Annotated in this window: 21 protein-coding genes and 1 riboswitch; of the genes, 16 read left to right on the top strand and 5 right to left on the bottom strand. The window is 35.0% G+C overall.

Features of this window, described 5'->3' with window-relative positions; all coding sequences use genetic code 11:
• Nucleotides 1-59 precede the first annotated feature (59 nt).
• On the top strand, nucleotides 60-539 hold the full coding sequence (rlmH, locus tag ACPWSR_RS07550) for a 23S rRNA (pseudouridine(1915)-N(3))-methyltransferase RlmH (protein ID WP_426351069.1): 480 nt from the start codon (nucleotides 60-62) through the stop codon (nucleotides 537-539).
• 194 nt (nucleotides 540-733) lie between these two features.
• Nucleotides 734-1,480: a tRNA pseudouridine(38-40) synthase TruA gene (gene truA, locus ACPWSR_RS07555; protein WP_426351070.1), complete on the top strand. Its 747-nt coding sequence runs from the start codon at nucleotides 734-736 to the stop codon at nucleotides 1,478-1,480.
• Nucleotides 1,481-1,608: 128 nt separating this feature from the next.
• On the opposite strand, the gene ACPWSR_RS07560 is transcribed toward truA, so the two are convergent.
• Entirely contained in the window at nucleotides 1,609-2,154 is a 546-nt protein-coding gene (locus tag ACPWSR_RS07560) for a hypothetical protein (RefSeq protein ID WP_426351071.1), read from the bottom strand.
• A gap of 223 nt (nucleotides 2,155-2,377) precedes the next feature.
• Between ACPWSR_RS07560 and ACPWSR_RS07565 the strand changes: the two genes are divergently transcribed.
• Nucleotides 2,378-4,270, top strand: coding sequence for an exonuclease domain-containing protein (locus tag ACPWSR_RS07565; protein ID WP_426351072.1), 1,893 nt, complete (start codon nucleotides 2,378-2,380; stop codon nucleotides 4,268-4,270).
• A gap of 285 nt (nucleotides 4,271-4,555) precedes the next feature.
• On the opposite strand, the gene ACPWSR_RS07570 is transcribed toward ACPWSR_RS07565, so the two are convergent.
• Nucleotides 4,556-4,948 (bottom strand): hypothetical protein, encoded by a 393-nt coding sequence (locus ACPWSR_RS07570; protein ID WP_426351073.1) that lies wholly within the window; start codon nucleotides 4,946-4,948, stop codon nucleotides 4,556-4,558.
• 36 nt (nucleotides 4,949-4,984) lie between these two features.
• A riboswitch (SAM riboswitch) is annotated at nucleotides 4,985-5,068 on the bottom strand.
• A 179-nt stretch (nucleotides 5,069-5,247) separates the two neighbouring features.
• Between ACPWSR_RS07570 and ACPWSR_RS07575 the strand changes: the two genes are divergently transcribed.
• The 3 genes from ACPWSR_RS07575 (at nucleotide 5,248) to ACPWSR_RS07585 (ending at nucleotide 7,735) form a co-directional block, all read left to right on the top strand.
• Nucleotides 5,248-6,126, top strand: coding sequence for a carbon-nitrogen hydrolase family protein (locus ACPWSR_RS07575; protein ID WP_426351074.1), 879 nt, complete (start codon nucleotides 5,248-5,250; stop codon nucleotides 6,124-6,126).
• A 442-nt stretch (nucleotides 6,127-6,568) separates the two neighbouring features.
• On the top strand, nucleotides 6,569-7,186 hold the full coding sequence (locus tag ACPWSR_RS07580; RefSeq protein ID WP_426351075.1) for a DUF6273 domain-containing protein: 618 nt from the start codon (nucleotides 6,569-6,571) through the stop codon (nucleotides 7,184-7,186).
• Nucleotides 7,187-7,258: 72 nt separating this feature from the next.
• Nucleotides 7,259-7,735, top strand: a complete 477-nt coding sequence (locus tag ACPWSR_RS07585) for a pyridoxamine 5'-phosphate oxidase family protein (RefSeq protein WP_426351076.1) — start codon at nucleotides 7,259-7,261, stop codon at nucleotides 7,733-7,735.
• A gap of 202 nt (nucleotides 7,736-7,937) precedes the next feature.
• On the opposite strand, the gene ACPWSR_RS07590 is transcribed toward ACPWSR_RS07585, so the two are convergent.
• On the bottom strand, nucleotides 7,938-9,047 hold the full coding sequence (locus ACPWSR_RS07590; protein WP_426351077.1) for a cysteine desulfurase family protein: 1,110 nt from the start codon (nucleotides 9,045-9,047) through the stop codon (nucleotides 7,938-7,940).
• A 358-nt stretch (nucleotides 9,048-9,405) separates the two neighbouring features.
• On the opposite strand from ACPWSR_RS07590, the gene ACPWSR_RS07595 reads away from it, so the two are divergent.
• From ACPWSR_RS07595 to ACPWSR_RS07635, 9 genes are all read left to right on the top strand, one after another.
• The gene (locus ACPWSR_RS07595) at nucleotides 9,406-10,482 is read left to right on the top strand and encodes a hypothetical protein (protein WP_426351078.1); all 1,077 of its coding nucleotides are present in this window, start codon (nucleotides 9,406-9,408) and stop codon (nucleotides 10,480-10,482) included.
• Between the two features lie 8 nt (nucleotides 10,483-10,490).
• Nucleotides 10,491-11,471 carry a hypothetical protein gene (locus ACPWSR_RS07600; protein ID WP_426351079.1) on the top strand — a complete coding sequence of 327 codons (981 nt, stop codon included), beginning with the start codon at nucleotides 10,491-10,493 and terminating at the stop codon, nucleotides 11,469-11,471.
• A gap of 3 nt (nucleotides 11,472-11,474) precedes the next feature.
• A complete protein-coding gene (locus ACPWSR_RS07605; protein ID WP_426351080.1) occupies nucleotides 11,475-12,107 on the top strand; it encodes a class I SAM-dependent DNA methyltransferase in 633 nt (210 codons plus the stop codon).
• Between the two features lie 2 nt (nucleotides 12,108-12,109).
• The gene (locus ACPWSR_RS07610; RefSeq protein ID WP_426351081.1) at nucleotides 12,110-13,471 is read left to right on the top strand and encodes a B12-binding domain-containing radical SAM protein; all 1,362 of its coding nucleotides are present in this window, start codon (nucleotides 12,110-12,112) and stop codon (nucleotides 13,469-13,471) included.
• A gap of 16 nt (nucleotides 13,472-13,487) precedes the next feature.
• Nucleotides 13,488-14,840, top strand: a complete 1,353-nt coding sequence (locus ACPWSR_RS07615) for a B12-binding domain-containing radical SAM protein (RefSeq protein WP_426351082.1) — start codon at nucleotides 13,488-13,490, stop codon at nucleotides 14,838-14,840.
• 16 nt (nucleotides 14,841-14,856) lie between these two features.
• Nucleotides 14,857-16,176 (top strand): B12-binding domain-containing radical SAM protein, encoded by a 1,320-nt coding sequence (locus tag ACPWSR_RS07620; RefSeq protein ID WP_426351083.1) that lies wholly within the window; start codon nucleotides 14,857-14,859, stop codon nucleotides 16,174-16,176.
• A gap of 90 nt (nucleotides 16,177-16,266) precedes the next feature.
• Nucleotides 16,267-17,643 carry a B12-binding domain-containing radical SAM protein gene (locus ACPWSR_RS07625; RefSeq protein WP_426351084.1) on the top strand — a complete coding sequence of 459 codons (1,377 nt, stop codon included), beginning with the start codon at nucleotides 16,267-16,269 and terminating at the stop codon, nucleotides 17,641-17,643.
• A 71-nt stretch (nucleotides 17,644-17,714) separates the two neighbouring features.
• Nucleotides 17,715-18,563 (top strand): transposase, encoded by an 849-nt coding sequence (locus ACPWSR_RS07630; RefSeq protein ID WP_426351085.1) that lies wholly within the window; start codon nucleotides 17,715-17,717, stop codon nucleotides 18,561-18,563.
• 51 nt (nucleotides 18,564-18,614) lie between these two features.
• Complete coding sequence (locus ACPWSR_RS07635; protein ID WP_426351086.1) at nucleotides 18,615-19,739, top strand: radical SAM protein; 1,125 nt, start codon at nucleotides 18,615-18,617, stop codon at nucleotides 19,737-19,739.
• 189 nt (nucleotides 19,740-19,928) lie between these two features.
• On the opposite strand, the gene ACPWSR_RS07640 is transcribed toward ACPWSR_RS07635, so the two are convergent.
• Together ACPWSR_RS07640 and ACPWSR_RS07645 are read right to left on the bottom strand one after the other, a co-directional pair.
• Nucleotides 19,929-21,506, bottom strand: coding sequence for a hypothetical protein (locus ACPWSR_RS07640; RefSeq protein WP_426351087.1), 1,578 nt, complete (start codon nucleotides 21,504-21,506; stop codon nucleotides 19,929-19,931).
• Between the two features lie 103 nt (nucleotides 21,507-21,609).
• Nucleotides 21,610-21,789, bottom strand: a complete 180-nt coding sequence (locus ACPWSR_RS07645) for a hypothetical protein (protein WP_426351088.1) — start codon at nucleotides 21,787-21,789, stop codon at nucleotides 21,610-21,612.
• 168 nt (nucleotides 21,790-21,957) lie between these two features.
• Between ACPWSR_RS07645 and ACPWSR_RS07650 the strand changes: the two genes are divergently transcribed.
• On the top strand, nucleotides 21,958-22,437 hold the full coding sequence (locus ACPWSR_RS07650; protein ID WP_426351089.1) for a GNAT family N-acetyltransferase: 480 nt from the start codon (nucleotides 21,958-21,960) through the stop codon (nucleotides 22,435-22,437).
• The last annotated feature ends 199 nt before the right edge of the window (nucleotides 22,438-22,636 follow it).

Here is a 22,636-nt window from a genome sequence, read left to right on the forward strand (position 1 = left end):
GATATCAAAACTAATGATAGATTTATTACCATAGGACAATAAGAATAGGAGAGATTTCATTGAACATAACAATAATATCCGTAGGAAAGCTTAAAGAAAAGTATCTAAAGCTTGCCATCGAAGAATACTCTAAAAGACTTCAAAGATACTGCAAGCTCGACATCATAGAGCTAAACGATGAAAAAACACCAGACAATGCCTCAGAAAAGGAAGAGGAACAGATCAAGGATAAGGAAGGGAAAGCTATCCTAAAAGTCATTAAGGACAACTCCTATGTAATAGCTCTAGATCTAAAGGGAAAAATGCTCTCCTCAGAGGAATTTGCCTCCTTAATCCAGGACTCAACCGTAAGAGGCATCAGCAGCTTCACCTTCGTCATCGGTGGATCCCTAGGTATTTCCCGGGAAGTATTGAACAGAGCCGATTACAAGCTATGCTTTTCCAAAATGACCTTCCCTCACCAGCTCTTCAGGGTTATGCTCCTCGAGCAGATTTACAGGGGCTATAGGATTAATAATGGAGAACCGTACCATAAGTAAGGTGACAGGCACATGAGTTATGACTTATTGAGGAAGAGTATATGCCTAGAGGTGTAATTAATTGAGACAAGAGAATTTTTTCTAAAGATAGTAAGCCTGATAAAGAATTTCCAATAATAAATGTTTACATATATGAACCTATCTTAATGTATGATAAAATGTATTGATTGTTATTTAGGAAAAGGAGGGTTCAAATGCAAAATTATAAGATGATGATAGCTTATGATGGTAGAAGATATATAGGGTTTAATAAATCCAAAGATAACTTGGAAAAGAGTATTCAAGGTAAGTTAGAATTGATATTATCAAAGCTCTATGAAAAAGAGGTAGAGGTTATTGGTGCAGTTAATACTGATGCTGGGGTACATGCTAAAGGGCAAATTGTTAATTTTATAGCACCAGATAGTAGGTTAAGCACAAAAGAAATTTTTGATTATTTCGAAAAATATTTAACTGATGATATTATTATATTATCAGTAGAAACTGTTGATGAAAGATTTCATAGTAGATACTTAATGAAAAGTGCAACTTATGAATACCGATTATGGAAGAAAGATGCTCCTAATCGTCCTTTGTTTGAAAGGCAATATGTTAACTTAATGAATCAAACAATAGATGTAGCTAAAAGTAAAAAAGCTGCAAAGAATCTTGTAGGTGAACATGATTTCTTAGCTTTTACTACTAATAAGAAAACAAAGAAATCAATTAAAAAAATAATTTCTCTTGATGTAAGCGAAACTAGTCATGAAATTATTATTACTATGACAGCAAATGGATTTTTATTAAATATGGAAAGAGTGATAGTAGGTACATTAATTCAAGTGGGACTTGGTCAATTACCTATGAATACAATTCAGAAAGCTTTTGAGTCTAAGGATATGAAAGATGTAGGTCATAAAGCCAGTGCAGACGCGCTTTGTTTATTAAGTATAGAATACTAGTGGTGACAGGCACATGAGTTATGACTTATTTTTTATAGGGATATATTAAAGCAGTAGATTATCTTCTACTGCTTTAATATTTTTATTTTATTTAATTATTTTTCGCATTATTATTTCCTAACTAACCATTATTGCTTTTCAGGGTCTACATACACCCGTGAGCTTCCATTAGTATAGCTGAATATGCAATTAGTTTTTCCACTTCCAATATCTTTTTTCAATATATAATAAACATCCTCTGTGCCATCTAACTTAACCACGGCAAAAAATAGTCTGTCACTGGTTTCAAAGTTCAAAAACCCCATATAAAAAGAATCCTCATCAGTTTTTAGCTCTATCTTTTCTAGAACTTCCCCCTCTAAGTTATAGATGGTTATCCATCCGTTACCTTCTTTATCATAAGTATAGCCTGATCCTTGTATAAGGTAATCCTTAGTGATTTTCCCAGAAGAATCCTTTGCTACTGGTTCGGCGATTTTCTTTTCTATTCCACTATTGAAGTCCTTTACGAAAAAACCTTCATTCCATTTATAGTAATAAGCCTTATCATCTTTAAAGTATGCAGGAGATTGGAAAACATCATCTGCTTTAACGGGAACCAAAGTATCTTTATATAAGTCATATTCATGAACCATTCCATCTTCAGGGTACTCTGTAGGGTAGTTAAGTGCCATTAAAAATTTACCTGAATAATTAACATGGACATAGGAAAGCCCAAGCAAGAGGTGACAGGCACATGAGTTATGAGTTATTTGCGAAAATATCAGTATTATTAAATAACAGCTTAAAGCTAGTATGTGATGATATAATAGCTCGTGGATTGTTTTTGGTTGTATTAGTTTAATTAAACTATATTTTTTAATAAGCTTTATTTCTAATTAACAGGAGGTAAACAACTTGGGGTTTATTGACAGACTATTTAAAACAATAATAAATAAGATAAAACAAAATAATAAGATTGAACCTATAGTAGAGATTGAATCAGTGGAGCCAATAGTAGAGGTGGAACCAGTGAAGGCGGTAGAGGATATAGAGAAAGGATCTGTATCATCTTATAATATTAATTTAGGTTACCACACTGCTGATAACTTGAAAAAAAGATATATAGCACTTGATGTAGAGACAACGGGATTAAATCCATATGTAGATAGAATTGTTGAAGTGGGTGCGGTGATATTTGAGGAAGGGGAAGTGGTAAAAAAATATAATTCGTTGGTGAATGCAGAAGTTAGCATTTCCCCTAATGTTACTGCAATTAATCATATTACCAACGATATGATAAGCTCTGCACCACTAGAAAAAGAGGTGTACTCAGAGCTTATTAATTTTTTAGGAGACGCACTGAATGGACAGACTGTTATTTGTGCTCATAATGCAAAGTTCGATATCAGCTTTTTGTCAGAAACCTTTATCCGTTTGGGGTATGATGCAAAGATTGATTATGTTGATACTCTTGAGCTTTCTAGAAGCTTGATCATAGACATAGAAAATTATAAGCTAAATACAGTGGCAGCTCATTTTGGAATAGTCAATGAACATGTACATAGAGCAGTTTCTGATTCGGAAGTATGTGGAAGGATTCTTTGGGAGCTTTTGAAGCTGAAGGACGAAGAAAAGGAACGAATGTATAAAGAAATGGAGAAAAATATACCTACCGATGAGGAGTTAGAGGTATGTGCCTATATTCAGGACATAATTGCTAAAAATGGTGGAGATACTCAGTGGATTGGTTTCATAAGGGATAGTAGAAATTATGTTGATATCACTAACATTCTTTCGTTTTTAAGGTTTAAATTTACACTCAAGGGAAATTACATTATTGTTAAAAAAAGTGCTTTAAAAGATACCTTTCTTTATTCAAAACCCTGCTTAAAGAGTGAGGGCGGTGAAGATTTCGTGAGATTATATTTTCACAGTCCCTTTGATCTACAATCATTAACTGAATATATTGTGGAGCATTACCATAGAATTAGTGAATTTGCCATACGTTATTATGGAGATAAAAAACGGTGTGAAGAAGAAGCAAAAAATAGCATAGTGATGCTGAAAACTCTTACTTCAGCACAGGTGGAAGAACTTTTGATTGCTGCAGAGAAACGCCGTAGCTATGCTTATAACTCAAAATCATCAATTAAGGATGGAAGTAATACCAAAGACTTTGTACAGGGATATGATATTAGCATAAATCCAGTTAATAATAGAGTTCCCCTTGAAAGCATACACAACCTCAATGACTGGAGCAAGGGAGTTGAGGAGGGGTATAAGTATTGGGAAAAGGGAGAAGAATTAAGAAAAGCTAAATACACAGAAGAGGCCATCTTCTTATATGATAAGGCAAGATATAACGGTTATTGTTCTCCTATGCTTTATGAATCATATGCTATGGCCTATCATAGATTAAAGGATTATGATAACAAAATAGATATTCTCAACGAAGGAATAGAACGAGGTAAAGATAAAAATTGTGAGCCTGTAAGACTTGAGCAATTAAGAGATAAGGCGGTTTATCTTTTATATAAGCAACAAGAAGAGAAAAAGAAAAAAGAGATGAAACTTCAAGAGGCAATGAGAAAAAGTGAAGTTAGAAAAGTGGAGATTGAAGTACCCAAAAAGCCTAAGGGACATGCAGTTGTACAGCTATCTAAAGATATGGTAATCATTAAAACATATGCTTCCATTGCAGAAGCCACAAGAGAAACAGGTATAAACTCAAAGAGCATTCGAAATGCAACAAAAGGTCTTCAAAAACATGCTGGCGGATTTCTTTGGAGAGAGGTGACAGGCACATGAGTTATGACTTATTTTTTTCGTTATAGCCCGTAATATATTATTGATGATCTTCCTGATAATATGGAGTTTATCGATAGTGATGGTTTTAAAGCAGTTGAACACTGAAAATAGGATGATACTTCATAGTAAGAATATATGAAACAGCAACAGACCGCCTTTCTCTAATTGAGATTGGGGTCTGTTTTTTTTAGAACTAGAGAGGGTTCATTCCTTTATATTTTTTAAAGATTGCATGGATAGTTTTAAATTCTTCGATAGTGATTGAGTGATGACAAAGAGGTTCGGCTATCTATTTTCTTTTGAAGTAGTTGTGTACATATAATTTTCTTCTCCTGATAAGTATTTTCTATAATCCACTCTTACCAAATAAGTGCTTGAAGCTGCAGGATTGTGAAATGCTAAGTTCCCTGCCATGCCAAGATAGTTAATAGTCTTATCATTGTTTAGAGCCATTATGGGATCGGGTTTTCTTTCCGAAGCTTTTACACCATCTCCGAAAGTAAAACCCTCTTTATCTGCATTTCTAATAAAATCAGCAGAAGTTTCTTCATCTGCAAGGTAAAGATAGATTCTGCAGTTCGGTTCAAGCAAGTTTTCAAGTGTACGATTATTTTTAAGCATAATAAATGCCCTCCTTAAAATGTGTTTACCACAAAGAGGGCATAAAAATACTCCCATTGTTAATGATGGGAGTTGCGATCTGAACATTACCTCCCATCATACAAGCATTAGCACCTTACCTTTTGGCAGGTTGCTGTGCGGTCAACGAGCTTGTCTCTCGCGCACTCTTTATGGTGATTACAGTATAAACGATTAAAAACAGGAAATCAAGAGGGTGACAGGCACATGAGTTATGACTTATTTTATTTTTTATAAGCTACAATAAGTAATCATTAGTAATAACCCTCTTTACAAAATATGCTAAAATAAAAACAATAAGTCATTTCAATAAATAGTAATTTAAAGGGGTGGGTACTATGAAAAATCTGAAAGTAGCTTTGCTACAGCTATTGCCTGAGGATACCTTAGAGAGAAATAAGGAAAAGGGATTAGAATATTGCAGAAGGGCTAAGGAAATGGGTGCAGACATTGTGTTGTTTCCTGAGATGTGGAGTGTTGGCTATAGTATTCCTGAAGATATAACAAAATTGAAAGAATCTGCTGTAGCTGCTGATAGTGATTTTGTTAACTCCTTTGGTAAGCTTGCAAGGGAGCTTAATATGGCTATCGGAATAACCTTCCTTGAGGAGTATGAGCCATTACCAAGGAACACCCTCTGCCTCTTTGATCGTTATGGCAGAAATGTACTTACCTATGCAAAGGTACATACCTGTGATTTTGGTGATGAATGCAGATTAACGCCAGGAGATGATTTTTATGTTGCCGACTTAGATACAGAACAGGGTGATGTAAAAATAGGTGCAATGATTTGCTATGACAGAGAGTTTCCTGAAAGTGCAAGAGTTCTTATGCTTAAAGGTGCTGAGATTATTTTAGTGCCAAATGCTTGCCCCATGGAGATAAATCGTCTTTCACAGCTGAGGGCAAGGGCATATGAAAATATGGTAGGCATTGCAACAGTAAATTATCCAAAAGGAAAGCCTGACTGCAATGGTCATTCTACTGCCTTTGATGGGATTGCATACAAGCCCTCTGATTCTGGTTCAAGAGATACTCTTATTATTGAGGCTGGTGAGCGAGAAGGGATTTATATGGCCGATTTTCCTATTGATGAAATAAGAGAATACAGAAGTCAAGAAGTCCATGGCAACGCATACCGTCAGCCGCAGAAATACAAATTGCTTATTTCTGAAAGCATTGAAGAGCCGTTTATTAGAGAGGATTACAGAAAATAGTATAAGAAAGGCAGAAAACAATCAGAACATATTTAATGAAAATAAAACCTCAATTAATGAGGATATGACATAAGTAAATGCGATTTTTACTAAAACTGGATAATAAAAAATAAGAGATAATAAGTAGAATATAAAGTTCCTATACCATTAGTTATAATGTGTCTGAGGAATTTTTTATTTCAATAGTTTACCAAAAAATGTATATATGAGATATAATTATAGATAGTAATTATTAGTCCATTTATAGAAAATATAACTTAATAATAGTGTCTAGTATCTAATCTGTCTCCGCAGGGAGGCCTTATACTAAAATGATAGACAGAAATCACAGTGAGTTCCTTTGGAGATACCCGTGCCTTTAGTAAAACGAGTAAAGGAGAAGGACAAAGAATAAGTCCTAAGGGTAAGGTTGATTATCTATTAAAAAGAAAGAGATGATTAAATGGAAGATATTATAATCGACTCATCATTATCATTCGGCGGTTATAATTGGAGAGTACTTGACATACAAAATAACGCTGCTTTGGTTATAACTGAAGAAATAATAGAACAACGATCTTATCATGATGCTTATAAAGATATAACATGGTCTGACTGCTCACTCCGAAAATATCTTAATGGTGAATTCTATGACAAACTCAATGTAACGGATAAATCAAGAATAATTCCGGTGTTAAATAAAAATCTGGACAATCAGTGGTATGGTTCCAAGGGAGGAGCAGATACAGAAGATAGTATATTTTTATTAAGTATTGAGGAAGTGTGCAAGTATTTTGGAGATAGTCGTTCAAAACTACAAAACCGAGGAAAAAATCAAAGATACTGGTATCAAAGAAAAGATGAAAACAACAGTAAGCGAATAGCAAGACTTCTTGGCAAAGAAGGGAGTTGGTGGTGGTGGCTTCGGTCGCCAGGCCGCGATAATGTAAAAGCCGTGTACATCTTCGGGACCGACGGTAATATAGGAATCCACGGTAACAATATACTGAAAGGCAACATCAGCGATGGTAAATGTACAGGCGGTGTTCGTCCTGCTTTGTGGCTAAAGCTGGAATTGTAAGTCTTGGATCGCTTTCAAAGTGGTTTGACAATAATTGCAGCATAAAATAATTAAAATTAAAGGAGAATTAAAATGAGCAAGTATGAAAATGCCATGAAACTTATGGAGGAGCGTTGCGGAAATGGTAAAGAAGAAGTTATTGCCCTTGCGACAATATCAGTAGCCCCTAACGCTGCCGGTAACCCTCGTCCTTCTGCCCGTATGGTATGCGCCTATTATGAAGACGGGGCATTTTATGTTTCTACGGACGCAAAAAAGAATAAAATGCTGCAAATTGAGAAGAACAATGAGGTTTCCGTCTGCGGGTTTGGTTGGTACGCTTTACAAGGTACGGCTGAAAATCTAGGTTGGGTTAAGGACCAGAAGAATGCGGAAATCAGAGCCAAGTTTAAAAAAATATTCGATTGGTTCGATGAAGTTGGCGACGAAGATAATCCAAGCTCAATTGTTCTTCGTATCTCTCTCACAGAGGGTACCATTACTGATGATGAAATGAAATACGGAGAACGTCTGTATGAAGTTGATTTTATCAATAAAACTGTAAAATAAATCCGTAAAGAATAAGCGCTTTCTAACTGGAGAGCGAAAGAACACTACTACTTTATTATCAATATTTCTAACTTAGTTTTCAAAAACCCAACATTAAACAGTTTAATGTTGGGTTTTTGGCGTATTTGCAAATGGTGTAGCCATCGGTCATTATCTTGTGAAGAACTTGCGGATTTTCATTGGAAAAATGAGTTCCTATTTTTTATATAATTTTACTTACTTGCTCAATAACAGTGTCAATTTCTTCTTTTGTTGTATATCTTCCCAGGCTAAATCGTACAGCTCCACGTCCTATATCTTCAGAAACTCCAATTGCATTTAAAACAGGTGAAATTGATATATTGCCTGAATGGCAAGCGGATCCTGTGGATGCAGCAACATTATCTAAGCTGCCTAAAATCTCATGTCCATTAAAACCTAGAAAGCTTATGTTTAATGTGTTAGGAAGCTTTTTTTTAGGATGACCATTTAAATGTATTCTATCTCCAAAGATATTTTTAAGCTTATTATAAAAGTAATCAGTTAAAAGCTTGATATTATCATTTTTCAATTCATTCTTTGCAATTTCACATGCCTTCCCTAAGGCAACATCAAAAATAATATTTTCTGTACCAGCACGTCTTCCATTTTCATGACCTGCACCATGAATCAATTGTTCAATGGTTATACCCTTCCTAATATACAGCGCTCCAATCCCTTTAGGTGCATATAGCTTATGTCCTGCGATGGTTAAGAAATCAACGCCTAGAGCAGTAACATCAACAGGTACTTTCCCTAAGGATTGTGAAGCATCTGTATGTAACAATATATTATGTTTTTCACAGATCTCAGAAATCTCATTTATTGGTTGAAGTGTTCCAGTTTCATTATTGGAATGCATAATGGTCACAAGTATTGTCCTATCGGTAATCATACCTTCTAGCTTTGATATATCCACTATTCCATACTGATCCACAGGTAAGTAGCTTATTTCATATCCTAGCTTCTCAAGATATTTACATGGATTAAGCACAGCAGGATGCTCCACTTGTGATGTAATAATATGATTTCCTTTAGTTTTGTATGTCTGAGCTACGCCCTTGATAACCATATTGTTTGATTCGCTTCCGCCACTTGTAAAGATTATTTCTTCTGGAGAACAATTTATTAAATCAGCAACCTGAAGCCTTGCCGTTTCAACGGCTTTTTTTGAAGCCACTCCCAGCTCATGGGTACTAGAAGGATTACCGTAGTTTCCATAGATGTATGGTAACATAGCCTCGGCAACCTCCTTATCTATCGGTGTTGTAGCATTATAATCTAAATAAATCATACGGCCTTCCTTTCGTTTAATTATTCCTTAAATATATCTTAGTACAGCTATCCATAAGCTTGCATAAAACCTATATGCAGCTTATAGATTAATTATTTTATTACATAGGAAAATTTGTAAATGTAATATAGGAAAATAGTATCACAGTCTTAAGGATATATACATTATTATTTGGATTTTTTTGTATTTTGTAAATCTATAATATCTCCTGCCTATATGGAAATTCACTATCAGTAGACAAGGAAAAAACGGAGAAACATGATTTTTGATATATATTCAGTGAATGCTGAAGAATGTGAAATTTTAGGTTTTAATATGCTATAATAGACTAAGATTTAACATAATTGGAGGAAATGCTGTGCACCTGATTCAATGCAATAAAAATAACTATAAAGCTTATTTGCGCTTTATAAAAGATATATACAAAGATAATAGCGGGTATAAGGACTCTATATCTGTTCTTTTAAAGCCTATTCTCACAGGTAAAAGTGAGTTTAGTAAGCATGCATTCATATGTCCCGTTATGGTTTTTGATGATAATAAAATTTCTGCAGCAGCTACCTTCATCCAGGCAGATAATTACAAGGATGTGCTTCAAATTGCCTTTTTTGAAGCTCTGCCAGGATGCCAAAAGGCTGTAGATTTCATTATAGATACTGCAAAAGATATGTGTAGAGAAAGAAATATACCCAGCATTACCGTTGGATTAAATGGACATGTAAACTATGGTCTCGGATTATTAAGCGATAATTATGACCTTCCTTTAAGCTTCGGGAGCAATTACAACCCGCCTTATTATATAGATTATTTTAGTAAGTATAAGTCTAATGAACATACCTTAGTTTCCTATTGCGGAGAAATGGACAGCTTTAATTTTAATTCCTATAAGCGAGTTATAGAAAAGATAAATTCGAAGTTTACCTTCAGAAATATCAGCTTCAGGAATTTTAAGGATGATTTAAAAATATATACGGATTTAAATAATAGGATTTTTAGTAGTCATCCCTTCTATTTTAAGCGTAGCTATCAGGAGGATTATGAATTATTCAGGGATCTGAAGCTTTTTCTTAAGGAGGAAAATTTAATCTTTGTACTTAAGGATGGAGAGCCTATAGGCTTTATGCTTTGGTATCCAGATTATAATCAATTGATTCCTGAGGGGAAGAACATAGGTGTTGATACCTTTGTAAAAAACAAGCTGTTTTCTGATAAGATAGATACCTTTAAGATTATAGAAATGGGAGTCTTAAGTGAATATCAAAACACTGGAGCAATTTTAGGCTTATTTAATCAATGCTATAACTACACAAAAAACAGATACGACCATTATGAAACCAGCTGGATATTAAACAGCAATTTTAAATCTAAAAATTTCGGTGTAAAGTGGGCGGAAGAAGAGTACAAGCATTATAAAGTATATGAGATAGAGGTATAGAGAGAATTATGATAGAAGTCTTTGATGAAATCCTTAAGGTTCCCGAGAAATGGGACAATATCTTTTCTGAAAGCAGCTACCTATCTAAAAATATTTTAAGCATTCTAGAACACTCCAATCCCTGCAGCCAAAGCTATGTGATTATAAATGATAGAAGCGCTTTTGTTGTCTATAAATTGGTTTTGGACATATTCTCCTATTCTAAATTAAAGCTGAATTTAAAGGTCAATATAATAGGAGTTCCCTGCTCCGTGGCAAAGAGCGGCTATAAAGTCCATGAAGATGATATTCAGGAAATGGTGGACTATATAAAAAAGGAAAAGGGCAGCTACATTATTTTAAATTCCGATGATAGCTTTCTCAGTGAACAGCTTATAACAGGGGAAACACTGCCTACCTGTAAGCTTAATATAAACTGGGACAGCATTGAGGATTATAAGAAAGACCTTAGAAGTCATTATAGATATAGGTTAAATTCTGCAATGAAGAAGAGCAGAGACTTGAAGGTTAGAAAGCTTGAATGTAACTCTAATTTTAATGAGGAGCTTTATGCACTTTATGAAGAGGTATATGAAAAATCTGATTATAAGCTAGAGAAGCTGACCATAGATTTCTTTAGAGATATACCTTCTGAAATATATGTGTTTTATATAGAGGATAAGGCCGCAGCTTTTGTTCAAATGGGAAGCATCAATAATGAGCTTAATTTCATTTTTGGAGGCCTCAATTATTCCTTGAATCATAAATATGATTTGTACATGAATATGCTGATTTTTATATTAAGCTATGGAATTGAAAATAAATACTCCTCCATAGATTTTGGACAAACTGCTGAGGATACTAAAATGAAACTTGGTGCTATTCATCAGAGAAAATATATGCATATATATCATCCAAGCTCTATTGTGAGATATTTCATAGGGCTTTTTATAGGAAGCCTTAGCTATAAGCCATTACAGGCAAAATTTCAAGTGTTTAAGGGAGAATAACCAATGATTGGAGTAAAGATATGGGACTTTTGGGCCGACAAATATGAAAGGCTATGGGTTCAAAAATATTCATTATCACCTACAAGAAGAGACATTATAAAAGAGCTTAAAGAGATCATAAAGGAAGATAGAGAATATAGAATTTTAGACATGGGCTGTGGAACAGGACAGCTTATTAGAGATATAAAGAAAGAGTTTACTGGCTTTAATATTAAATTTACTGGGGTGGATATTTCACCTAAGATGATAGAAGCAGCTAAGGAGAAGGACAGGGAAGCTGATTATTTAAATTCTAGTATTGAAGAGTTTAATGGACAGCCTTCCAGCTTTGACATAATTGTGTGTACCCATTCCTTTCCCTACTATTCAAATAAAGAGGAAGCAATAAATAAGTTTCATTATTTATTAAAGGAAGAGGGACATTTATTTTTAGCCCAAGCCTCTGCTAACTCCCTGTATGACCATTTCATTATGTTTTTTGTTAAATTCACCACCAGCAGTGCAAAATACCTATCAATAAGTGCTATGAGAAAGCTAACTAAGGATAGGCTTCAAATGATAAAGATAAATAATATTAAGGAGAAGGCCTTCATGCCGACCATAGCTTTATTTCTCCTGAAAAAGGGTGGTAATTAATAATGAATATTTTATTAGTAAGGCCGAAGCCACATAAGGAAACTATAGGGCTTCAAAATGTTATGATTTGTGAGCCCTTAGAGCTTGAATATTTAGGAGCTTTTGCAGAAGCCTTAGGTCATAAGGTTACCATCATAGATATGATCTTAGAAAAGAAGCCCTTAAGCCATTTTATTGGGGTGTATAAGCCTCAGGTAGTGGGCTTGACCTCATATATTGCACATATAAATATAATAAAGGAATATGCAGAGGAGATTAAAAAGGTAGACCCTAGCTGTAAGGTAGTTGTAGGGGGAGTGCATTCTGAGGTAGTGCCAGAGGACTTTAGCTGTGTAAATATAGATTACATAGTGAGAGGCAATGGCCTTAAGACCTTTGGTGAGCTTTTAGAAGCATTAGAGGGAAACAAAGCTGTAGGCACTATTGAAGGCATCTGGGAGGAAAACAAGGGTAGATGCATTAAAGAAACTACCTTTAATTATCCAAGGCCTAATAGAAGCCTGGTTTCTAGATATAGAGATAAATATTACTACATGTTTCATAATCCCTGCGCCCTTATTAAGACCTCCTATGGATGTCCTTATCAATGCAGCTTCTGCTTTTGTAGGCAAATAACTGATGGCAAATATTTTGTGAGAGACCTTCAGGACATAATTGAGGAAATTAAGGATATAGAGGAAAGAGAGCTTTATATTGTAGATGATGATTTCCTGGTTGATAGGAAGAGGATTTTGGATTTTTGCAATTTATTAAGGGAAAATGATATCCATAAGAACTTTCTCATTTATGGAAGGTCAGATTTTATTGCTGAAAATGAGGATATTATAAAGGAATTTGCCACCTGTGGACTTAGGGCTGTAATTGTGGGCTTGGAATCCAGCAGCGAAGAGGAGCTTAAAAAATATAACAAAAAGAGCAGTGTTGCTATCAACGAAAGGGCTATAAATATACTGAAGAAGTATGATGTTGAATGCTATGGAACCTTAATTCTTGGAGTGGATTGGGATGGCAGAGATTTTGATAGATTATATAAATGGATTAGAAAAATTGATATTAAGTTTATCAATCTTCAACCCTTTACTCCTCTCCCTGGCACTAAGCTTTTCGAAGAATATCAGGACAAGCTTATAATTCCTAGAGAGGAATATGAAAAGTGGGACTTAGCACATTTAACTGTAGTCCCTTCAAAAATATCCATAAGGAATTATTACTGGAATATTGTAAAGCTCTATTACAAGGTAACTATGAATCCAGTGAATTTAATGAAGATGATTAAGAAATATGGACTTATTGAAAATATTAAGCTATCCATAGGAGCCTTTAATATTACCATGCAGTATGTTGGCAAAATCCTTAGAGGATAGGGAGAGGTGAAAGCTTATGAATTTACTGCTAGTAAGGCCAAAGTCCTCAGGCATCGTTGCAAGTATAAATTTAATAAACCTTGAGCCTTTAGAGCTTGAGTATCTGTATACTGCTGCTCTTGAAGAAAAGGTCAATTGCGAGATTCTTGATTGTTTATTTGATGAGAGAAGCTTGGAAGAAGTATTAAAGAGCTTTAATCCTGATATGGTAGCAATCACCGGATATATAACTCAAGAGCCTATTATTATTCAGTGCTCAAGGATAATTAAAAGCCACAATTCTAATATCAAGGTAATGGTGGGCGGTGTTCACGCAGAGGTTAATTATAAAAGGTTTTATGTGGATACTATAGATTTTATAGTTCGAAGTAGCTCACTGGAGCCTTTTAAAGAGCTTATAAAGTTATTGGACAAAGGTTATGAAAAGGCTTTGAGTAATATTGCAGGTATCTGCTATAGAACAGGTAGCGGTTGGTATGAGAATAAGCCATTATCAATAAATCCTGATAAGCTGCCCATTCCTGATAGAAGGCATTTTTATGAGAATAAAGATAAATATAGATACTTAGGCTTCACTCCCTGTGCCATAGTGAAAACTGCTTTTAGCTGTCCTTATCAGTGCAATTTCTGCTTCTGTAGAAAGGTTAATAATGGGTATTATGCAGCTAGATCTATTGAGAAGGTGGTAGAGGAGATTGAAGGCATAGAGTGCGATAATATCCATATTGTAGATGATAGCTTTCTTTTAAGTACAGAGCGTGTTAACAAATTTATAAGCTTAATAAAAGAAAAGGGTATTAAGAAGAATTATATATTTTACAGCAGGGCTGATTTTATAGTTAATAATGAGAAGCTAATAGGAGAGCTAGCGGCTATTGGAACTAAGGCAATCATTGTAGGCCTTGAGGCTATAGATGATTCTACACTGGATTCCTATACAAAGGCAACCTCCAAGGATTTTAATGAGCAATGCGTAAATATACTGAAGAAATATCACATTGATTGCATAGCATTATTTATTGTGAATATGGATGCAGCAAAAGAAGATTTTAATAAGCTTTATAAATGGATAAAGGATAAGGATCTTCATTATTCTACTGTTTCTATTTTTACTCCTGTTCCTGGAACGGATATTTTTCACCAGTATAAGGAGAAAATCATTACTGATAATATAGAGCATTGGGACTTCCTTCATCTTGTGTTGGAGCCAAAGAAGATGTCTCGAAAGGCTTTTTATTTAGAGTTTTATAAGCTGACAATAAAGATTGCTCTTCTTGGTAAGAAGAAGGGTGTTTATGACTATATAGATATAAATTATATAATGAAGGCTGCCGGTAAGTTTGTTAAAAGTGTAGTGAAATCTCTATAAGAAAGTGGTGTTTTAAGTGAATAAGAAGATATTATTCATTCAGCCTACCCCTTATGATTACAAGGGAAATCTAGTTAAAAAGAATAAGCTGTACTTTGTGGGCTTAGCACTGCCGGTATTGGCTGCACTGACCCCAGAGGATTGGCAGTGTGAAATATGCCTAGAAACCATTGAAGAAGTGAATTTTCACACTGATGCCGATGTAATAGCCATAAGCAGCATGGGACACGCTGTTATGAGAACCATAGAAATTGCCAAGGAGTTTAAAAAGAGAGGTAAGATAGTTATTCTCGGAGGCTATATGGTGAGCTTAATGCCGGAGGAAGGTAAGAAATATTGCGATGCCGTGGTTATTGGTGATGGTGAAGGAGTCTGGAGAACTGTTTTAGAGGACATAGAAAAGGGAGAATTAAAGGATTTTTATGAAAAGCCCCTTACAAAATTGGAATATCCTCTGCCTAGATTTGATTTGATTATAAATAAAAATATAGGAGATTTTCTGCCGGTGCAAGCTGGTAGAGGCTGTCCCAACACCTGCAGCTTTTGCTCCGTATACTGCTTATATAAAACTAAATATTATAGAAGAAGCATTGAAGAGGTCATAAGGGATATTAAGCATATAAAATCCTTGGGTTTTAATAAGTTCTTGCTTTTAGATGACAATATACTTTCCGATAGAGCGTATATGATTGAGTTATGTAAGGAAATCAAGAAGCTAAATATGAGCTGGCTTTCTCAATGCTCCGTAAAGATTGGAGAGGATGATGAGCTCCTTAAAATAGCTGCGGAAAGCGGATGCACAGCCTTAAGCTTTGGACTAGAAAGTGTCTCCAAGGAAAGCTTAGACTCTATGCAAAAGAGCTGGGCTGATCCCAATGAATACGGAAGACTTCTGAAAAATATAAGCCGTCATGGAATAGACCTATCCACAGAGATGGTAGTAGGAGCCGATGGAGATACCCTAGAGTCAATAAAAGCAACGGCAAAATTCATAGAAGACAATAAAATTGTAGTTCCTAGATTTTATATACTTACTCCCATACCCGGTACTGTATTCTACAAGGAAATGGAAAGAAAAAATAGGATATACAACAAAAATATCTACTCCTACAATGGCACAGAAGCTGTTCACATACCTAAAAACATGACCCCAGAGGAGCTAACCAAAGCTTACTGGGACCTATACAACGAGGTGTTTACCCTGAAAAGCATATTTAACCGGACACTGTTTAATAAGGAATTCCTTAAAAAGCCGTTCTTATACATGTTTTACCTAGGGATTAATTTATTTTACAGGTATCAGATTAAGCAGAGGATAACACCGAATATTATATAGGTGGCCTTGTTGGTGACAGGCACATGAGTTATGACTTATTGGTGACAGGCACATGAGTATTACTTATTAAAAAAATTGAGGTGAGTTTCGTTGAGTAATAAGTTGAAAGTACTATTAGTTCGACCACCGAGAATAAAACAAGCCATTACCTTAGGAGAGTTTATGTATGCTGAGCCTATAGGGCTTGAAATTATATATACAATACTGAAGGATGACCATCAGGTTGAGATTTTAGATTTAATGGTTCCTGGTGAGAGCTTTGAAGAAACCTTTAGGAGCTTTAACCCTGATGTTATAGGGATAACCTCTCTTTGTATAGATGTAAATATGGTTAAGGAAATTGCTGCGAAGGCTAAGGAGATCAACAAGGATGTAATAACCTTAGTAGGGGGGACCCAAGCCTTCCTAAATACAAAGGCCTTCTTTGATGATAATATTGATTATGTATTCAAATATACCACTAGAAGTAATTTAACTAGTTTATTTGAATATCTCTCCAATAATGAAGTTACACCACTGATAGAAGGAATTTATAGCAGGGCGCATGGATATAAATCAATAGAAATCTTCGGGAGAAATGAATATATTGTTCCTGATAGAAGATCTACAGAAAAGTATAGAAAGCACTATAGCTATCTAGGCTTTAAGCCCTGTGCAATAATGCAGACCTCCTTAGGCTGCAGTAAACACTGTGATTTCTGCTTAAGGTGGAGGATTGAAGGAGCTAATGAACAGGATATAGATCTTCAATGTATCGTTCAGCAGATTAAGGATATTAAAGAGGAAAGCATTATGATATATGATAATGACTTTTTAAATAATAAGGATAGGATGGAAAGGTTCTGTGACCTATTAGAAGCTGAGAATATAAAGAAGAACTTTATTTGCTATGCCAGTGTAAACAGCATAATATCACATCCAGAGACGGTAGAAAGAGTTGCCAGAAATGGACTTAAGGCGGTACTTGTGGGTTATGAGACCTTTAATGAGGAGGAGCTTAAAAACTATAAAAAGAAATCCACTGTTAATGACAGCTTTAAGGCAGCAAAAATCCTTAAGGATATTGGAGTGGATTGCTGGGCTTCTTTTATGCTGCATCCTGACTGGGACACAAAGGAGTTTAAAGCCTTTAGAAGCTATATCATGAGGCTAAAGCCTGAAATATCAACCTTCAGTCCTCTCACACCATTTCCTAATCTACCCTTATATAATCAATATAAGGATAGATTGCTCATAAGGGAAGATGAATTTGAAAAGTGGAGCTTTAGCAAGGTATCCATTAAGCCCTCAAAGCTATCACTAAGAAGGTACTATTATGAAATTATTAAAACCCTGCTATTTATAAATTTAAGATGTAATAGCAGCGCATACATGATAAAGCGTTTTGGGTTTTCAACCCTTTATAGAGTAGGTATCGGCTCTATGAAGGTCTTACCGGGGTATATTAAGATGATGATTTGCGGGTGACAGGCACGTGAGTTATGACTTATTGAATAAATTAAGGTGAAGAGGCAATAATCATCCATGAGGTGATACCATTGACTAGGAAACCAAGATTAGAATTCCAGGGAGCCATTTACCATGTGTTTCAGAGGGGAAACAATAGGGAGCATATATTCCGTGATCCCGTTGAAAAAGGCTACTTTTTAAAGCAAATTAAAGAGCATATGACCATATATAATTATGAGCTGTTTGCCTATGTGATTATGGATAATCACTATCATATGATTTTAAGGACTAATGAAGCTGCTTTAAGTAAGGTAATGCATAGAATTAATAATACATACAGCAAGTTTTATAATTATAGACGGGAAAGAACAGGTCATGTTTTTGAGGAAAGGTATAATAGTAAGGTAGTTGATGATGATGCTTACCTCATATGGCTTCTTAGATACATCCATAGAAACCCAGTGAGAGCAAATTTGTGCGATGCTGTGAGTAAATATAGATGGAGCAGTGATTTCTTTTATAGGAGAGGGATAAAATCCTTTGTAAACATTGATCTGATGCTTAAGATACTCTCAATAAGGCGATACGAAGCAAGAAAAAGATACCTTCAGCTTATGGAGAGTCTTGAGGAGATTCATAATACTGATTTCAAAGATATTAAAGATATGTTTCCGGATATTCGCTTTAGAAATATAACTGTTGAAAATTCAAAAAGTATTGAGTCTGACAGGAAAGCCTTAGATGAGATAATCAGTAGTATAGTGCTTAAGGAAGGGGATTATGACTTAATTAAAGCTGGATCAAGAAAACGTCATTTAATGAGTTTAAAGTTACTTTATATTAACGAAGCATTAAAATATAAATATACGCTTAAAGAAATAGGGGAATTCATAGGAATTTCTCAATCAGCAGTAACTAAATTGATAAAAAAGATGTGACAGGCACATAAGTCATAACTCATGTGCCTGTCACCAACAGGGGGATACATTATGAAGATTTCAAAGAAGGATGCACTTATGTGGTTTGAGTTTTTTGCAATGCTACCGGAGGATCAGGAGCTAATGACAAAGCAGCAGGAGATAGTTTACTCTACCTTTGCTCAAATTGAGGCAGCCATTGATCATAGAAACGACAAGCTAATGTCGGAAATTAAAGGCTTAAAAACCTTGGAGAATAGAACTCTTTTTGTAGGTGAGGATAGCAAGTTTTCCAAGGGATGCCGTTCTTGTCTTTTTGGCACTGGCCTTGGTGCAGTTCGGAAGACTAATAAATGTAATATAGAGTGCAAGTTCTGTTATAACTATGGACAACTAGAGGATATTCCTCCTATTGGGGAAGGCATGTGGGAAATTGGAGGCACAAAGTTTTATGAGAAGGATATTGATTTACTCCTTTCCATCCAAAAGAAGCCCACGGGAGTTGCCTATGTTTATTTAGAGCCCTTCATGGAGATTGAAAAATACTATTCAGTTATAAAGAAATTCAGTGCTGCAGGAATACACCAGCACCTGTATACCAATGGGCTTTTAGCTACAGAAGAAACCTTGAAAGCATTGGCTGAAGCTGGTCTTGATGAGATTCGTTTCAATTTAGGTGCTTCTAAGTGCTCAGACAAGGTTATTGAAAATATTAAAATAGCGAAAAAATACATTAAAAATGTAGGTATCGAAACACCAATGACTCCTGAATTTTTTGAAGGCTTCTTCAAGAAAAAACAGGCGATTTTAGATACAAAGCTGGATTTCATCAATTGTGCAGAGCTACATTTAAATGAAAACAACATAGATAACTACTACGAAGAAAACATGTATATTTCAAGACATGGCTATATATCTCCAATCTGGAGCAGAGAGTTAACCTTAAAATTCATGAAAATAGCCAGCGAAGAAAACTGGGACTTAGCAGTTCACGATTGCTCCAACAGTACAAAGTTTGCTAGAGATTTAAATCTTAGCAGCAAAGAAGGCAAATGGTTCGGAGCCAGCAACTATGCCTGTGAGTTTACAAGGCTTCCATATGAAGCATTTTTACCAATACTACGTGATGATAGCTTCAAATTCTTAAGTGAAGAAGAATTACCAGCGGGGTATAAGGCTGGGGAGCTGATTTTTTAAAGAGTATATATTTAGCCCATATTGAGATGGTACAGCAATCAAATATCTGTTTGATGTAATACCATCAATATTAAGCATAATTAATGATACGAATAAAGCCTGATTTAAGTAAAATATTTAATAGCCTTAGCCAAATAATTTTAATGGCTAAGGCTATTTTTTACACATAAGTCATAACTCATGTGCCTGTCACCTTTTCTTAAAAAGTATTGCACGGTCCCAGATAATATCAAAGATATATGGGCCAACCATAGCTATTTGATCTAAATAAACTCTAAAAACTATACGAGCAGCTTGATTATTATCAACTCCGTAGGCCTTCCCTTGAGGATTTCCTGTGCTGTAAGGGATTATGACAACATTGTCCTCATCAGCCTTTCTTGCCATTTTGTATACATAATAGAATTGAGAGCTGTTATAACCTTTAGGGAAGTAGGGGATAGCGGTATCGGGGAACTGTACTGTACTGAAGGCTCCTGCAACTCCATTGAAAAGCTCTACTCCATAAAAGCTTGCATTGGAGTATATTGCCTTGCCCGTACGCTTATGATTGATGCCATATACCATTACAAAGTCATCATCGCTTGTTAGTTTGAAATCCTCTGTTTTAAAATACACCGCATCTCTATCATCTCCATAAATATTCATATCCCGTAATAATCCGTTGTAATTATCAGGAATAGCTACAACAAAATCCAGATCCACTGTGTCGTACTCTTTACCGGCATAGTTCTTAATGATTTCACTTCTGAGATGATTTAAATCTCTTCTGCAGTTTGGAACAACTTGATACTCAGTAATGCCCGTTTCTCTAATCTTAAGGGTTGGCACGGGCCAGGGAGTAAGATTATTAATGGGAGATCTAGGGGTAATTCTAAGTACTTTAAGGTATTTATCAATATTATTAATATACTCTTTGCCTATATTTTGATCAGCCCATAATGCAAATCTCATCATAAATATGAAGGTGTCTTTTCCAGCATCAAGACCCATATTAACCAGTTCTACAGGTATATTATCATTATTCATTATGTCTGGACTATATCCAGCTGCATATAAGGAAGTGCGGATTTGCTGGTTTATGCTAATATCAGCAGTGCTAATTATAATTGTAGAGCTGTTAAAAGGCTTCCCAGGCTGTCCATTAGGAGTGTTGCCAGTCCAGAGATTATAATTATTTAGCTGATCACCTAAGCTAGCAAAAATCATGTGGTAAAAGCCAGTAGAATCATCACCTGCGGTAATGTCATTACTATAATCCTTTTCCGGTAGATTCTCCGCAAAACCAATATAGCTGCGGAAACAATAGTACAGAGCAGGAGGAGGTGTCTGTCCTATTAATACAATTGCTTCATCTGGACGGAGCTTTGAGCTAAAGCCAGGAGCTAAATAATTTATATTGGCAGGATAATTATCAGCACTTTTTGGGTTATAACCTATGGGAGGTTCCTGTCCTTCTGATGGATGCTGATTGGGTGCTGGTGGCAGCAAGCAAACAGCATAGGGAGCACCTACGTTGTTTCCTAAGCAAGAGTCAACCTTCCCATCACTGCACAGCTTTAGTATATCTATATAGCTTAGCTTCCCTTCCTGAACAATAAAACCATTATTATTTAAGTTTGAAATAAGCTTCATCATATTTGTATCCTGATAATTTGTATTATTAGTTAATTTGCTGGGAGGATTCCAGCTTTGAACTGGAGCGTTAATACAGTAAGGATATGAGTATACTCTGTAGTCATCACACATAGGAGGTGAGCTATTCATGGGAGTATTGAGGTGATAGGGATAAGAGTTATACATACTATTTTCCTTTCATAAATAATATTGGTGACAGGCACGTGAGTTATGACTTACGTGCCTGTCATCGCTATTGCCTTTTTTGAGTATTGTTTCTTGTAATTGTGTCTGAGCTTAAAAGCTTTGGCACAAGAGATACAGTAAAGAAAGTATTTATTGCTTGAGCTACGTTATTAGTAGCTGGTTCAGTATCTGTAACTTTTTTAGATGTATTACTTTCAGGGGTATAGATATTTACATAAAATGACATAAACTTCACCACCATAGTTATTCTCATTAGTATCTATACAATAATATATGAAATAAGTTTTATATTGACTCTTTTCTAAAATAGAAATTCCACAATTTATATAGGAAAAGTAAAAAATATACAATTATGATTGGTAATAAGGTATTATAAGAATTAGGAGGGATTGAAATGGAATTAATTAAAGCATCAGAAATGAAAAGCGCATTTGTAAGCTTATTTAATATATATGCTCATGAGCTTTCAAGATATAATCCTTGGCTTGGTACACAAATTGATATAGAAGGAAATTATTTATCTAAGCAGGTGGAAGAGTGTATTAATGATCAGGACTGCGAAGCATTTTGTATAACTGAGAATAGTAGACCCATTGGTTTTGCTGTATTTTCTTATTCTGATAATACTGAGGAAAATTTATGTTCTATAGATGAGATTTTCTTAATTGAGACAAGCAGAAGAAAGGGAATATGCGAGGCCATATGTAAAGGCTTTTGGAGTAAAAATAAAGGAATGTGTATATTACATGTATTGAAAGCAAATCACCCTGCGAATATATATTGGAAACGGCTTATTGAGAAATGCGGATATACATATGAAAAGAAAGATTATAATGAACAGCTTTGGTGTTATGAGATTAATCTGGGATTATGATTGTACAATAACACTAATTGAATTTAGTTTATAGATTGTAAGAAGTGATATATCAACATTTGAAAGGACCAAAGCAATGAAGTTTGATTCAAATAAGCTTTGATAAAGTTTATACTATTAGTAATGAAAAGAATCTATATGATAAGTATGGTTTCGCAGTGATAGACACTAAAATAGCACCTTGGGATTTGGTTTTTAC

This window comes from Alloiococcus sp. CFN-8 (assembly GCF_049943125.1).
Classification (GTDB): domain Bacteria; phylum Bacillota; class Clostridia; order Clostridiales; family Clostridiaceae; genus JAEXZL01.

Bases quoted from the DNA above. Each gene is read 5' to 3' on its own strand.
- truA (WP_426351070.1), top strand. From the start codon at position 734: ATGCAAAATTATAAGATGATGATAGCTTATGATGGTAGAAGATATATA.
- ACPWSR_RS07560 (WP_426351071.1), bottom strand. From the start codon at position 2,154: ATGGCACTTAACTACCCTACAGAGTACCCTGAAGATGGAATGGTTCAT.
- ACPWSR_RS07570 (WP_426351073.1), bottom strand. From the start codon at position 4,948: ATGGGAGTATTTTTATGCCCTCTTTGTGGTAAACACATTTTAAGGAGG.
- ACPWSR_RS07575 (WP_426351074.1), top strand. From the start codon at position 5,248: ATGAAAAATCTGAAAGTAGCTTTGCTACAGCTATTGCCTGAGGATACC.
- ACPWSR_RS07580 (WP_426351075.1), top strand. From the start codon at position 6,569: ATGGAAGATATTATAATCGACTCATCATTATCATTCGGCGGTTATAAT.
- ACPWSR_RS07585 (WP_426351076.1), top strand. From the start codon at position 7,259: ATGAGCAAGTATGAAAATGCCATGAAACTTATGGAGGAGCGTTGCGGA.
- ACPWSR_RS07590 (WP_426351077.1), bottom strand. From the start codon at position 9,047: ATGATTTATTTAGATTATAATGCTACAACACCGATAGATAAGGAGGTT.
- ACPWSR_RS07600 (WP_426351079.1), top strand. From the start codon at position 10,491: ATGATAGAAGTCTTTGATGAAATCCTTAAGGTTCCCGAGAAATGGGAC.
- ACPWSR_RS07605 (WP_426351080.1), top strand. From the start codon at position 11,475: ATGATTGGAGTAAAGATATGGGACTTTTGGGCCGACAAATATGAAAGG.
- ACPWSR_RS07610 (WP_426351081.1), top strand. From the start codon at position 12,110: ATGAATATTTTATTAGTAAGGCCGAAGCCACATAAGGAAACTATAGGG.
- ACPWSR_RS07615 (WP_426351082.1), top strand. From the start codon at position 13,488: ATGAATTTACTGCTAGTAAGGCCAAAGTCCTCAGGCATCGTTGCAAGT.
- ACPWSR_RS07635 (WP_426351086.1), top strand. From the start codon at position 18,615: ATGAAGATTTCAAAGAAGGATGCACTTATGTGGTTTGAGTTTTTTGCA.
- ACPWSR_RS07640 (WP_426351087.1), bottom strand. From the start codon at position 21,506: ATGAATAGCTCACCTCCTATGTGTGATGACTACAGAGTATACTCATAT.
- ACPWSR_RS07645 (WP_426351088.1), bottom strand. From the start codon at position 21,789: ATGTCATTTTATGTAAATATCTATACCCCTGAAAGTAATACATCTAAA.
- ACPWSR_RS07650 (WP_426351089.1), top strand. From the start codon at position 21,958: ATGGAATTAATTAAAGCATCAGAAATGAAAAGCGCATTTGTAAGCTTA.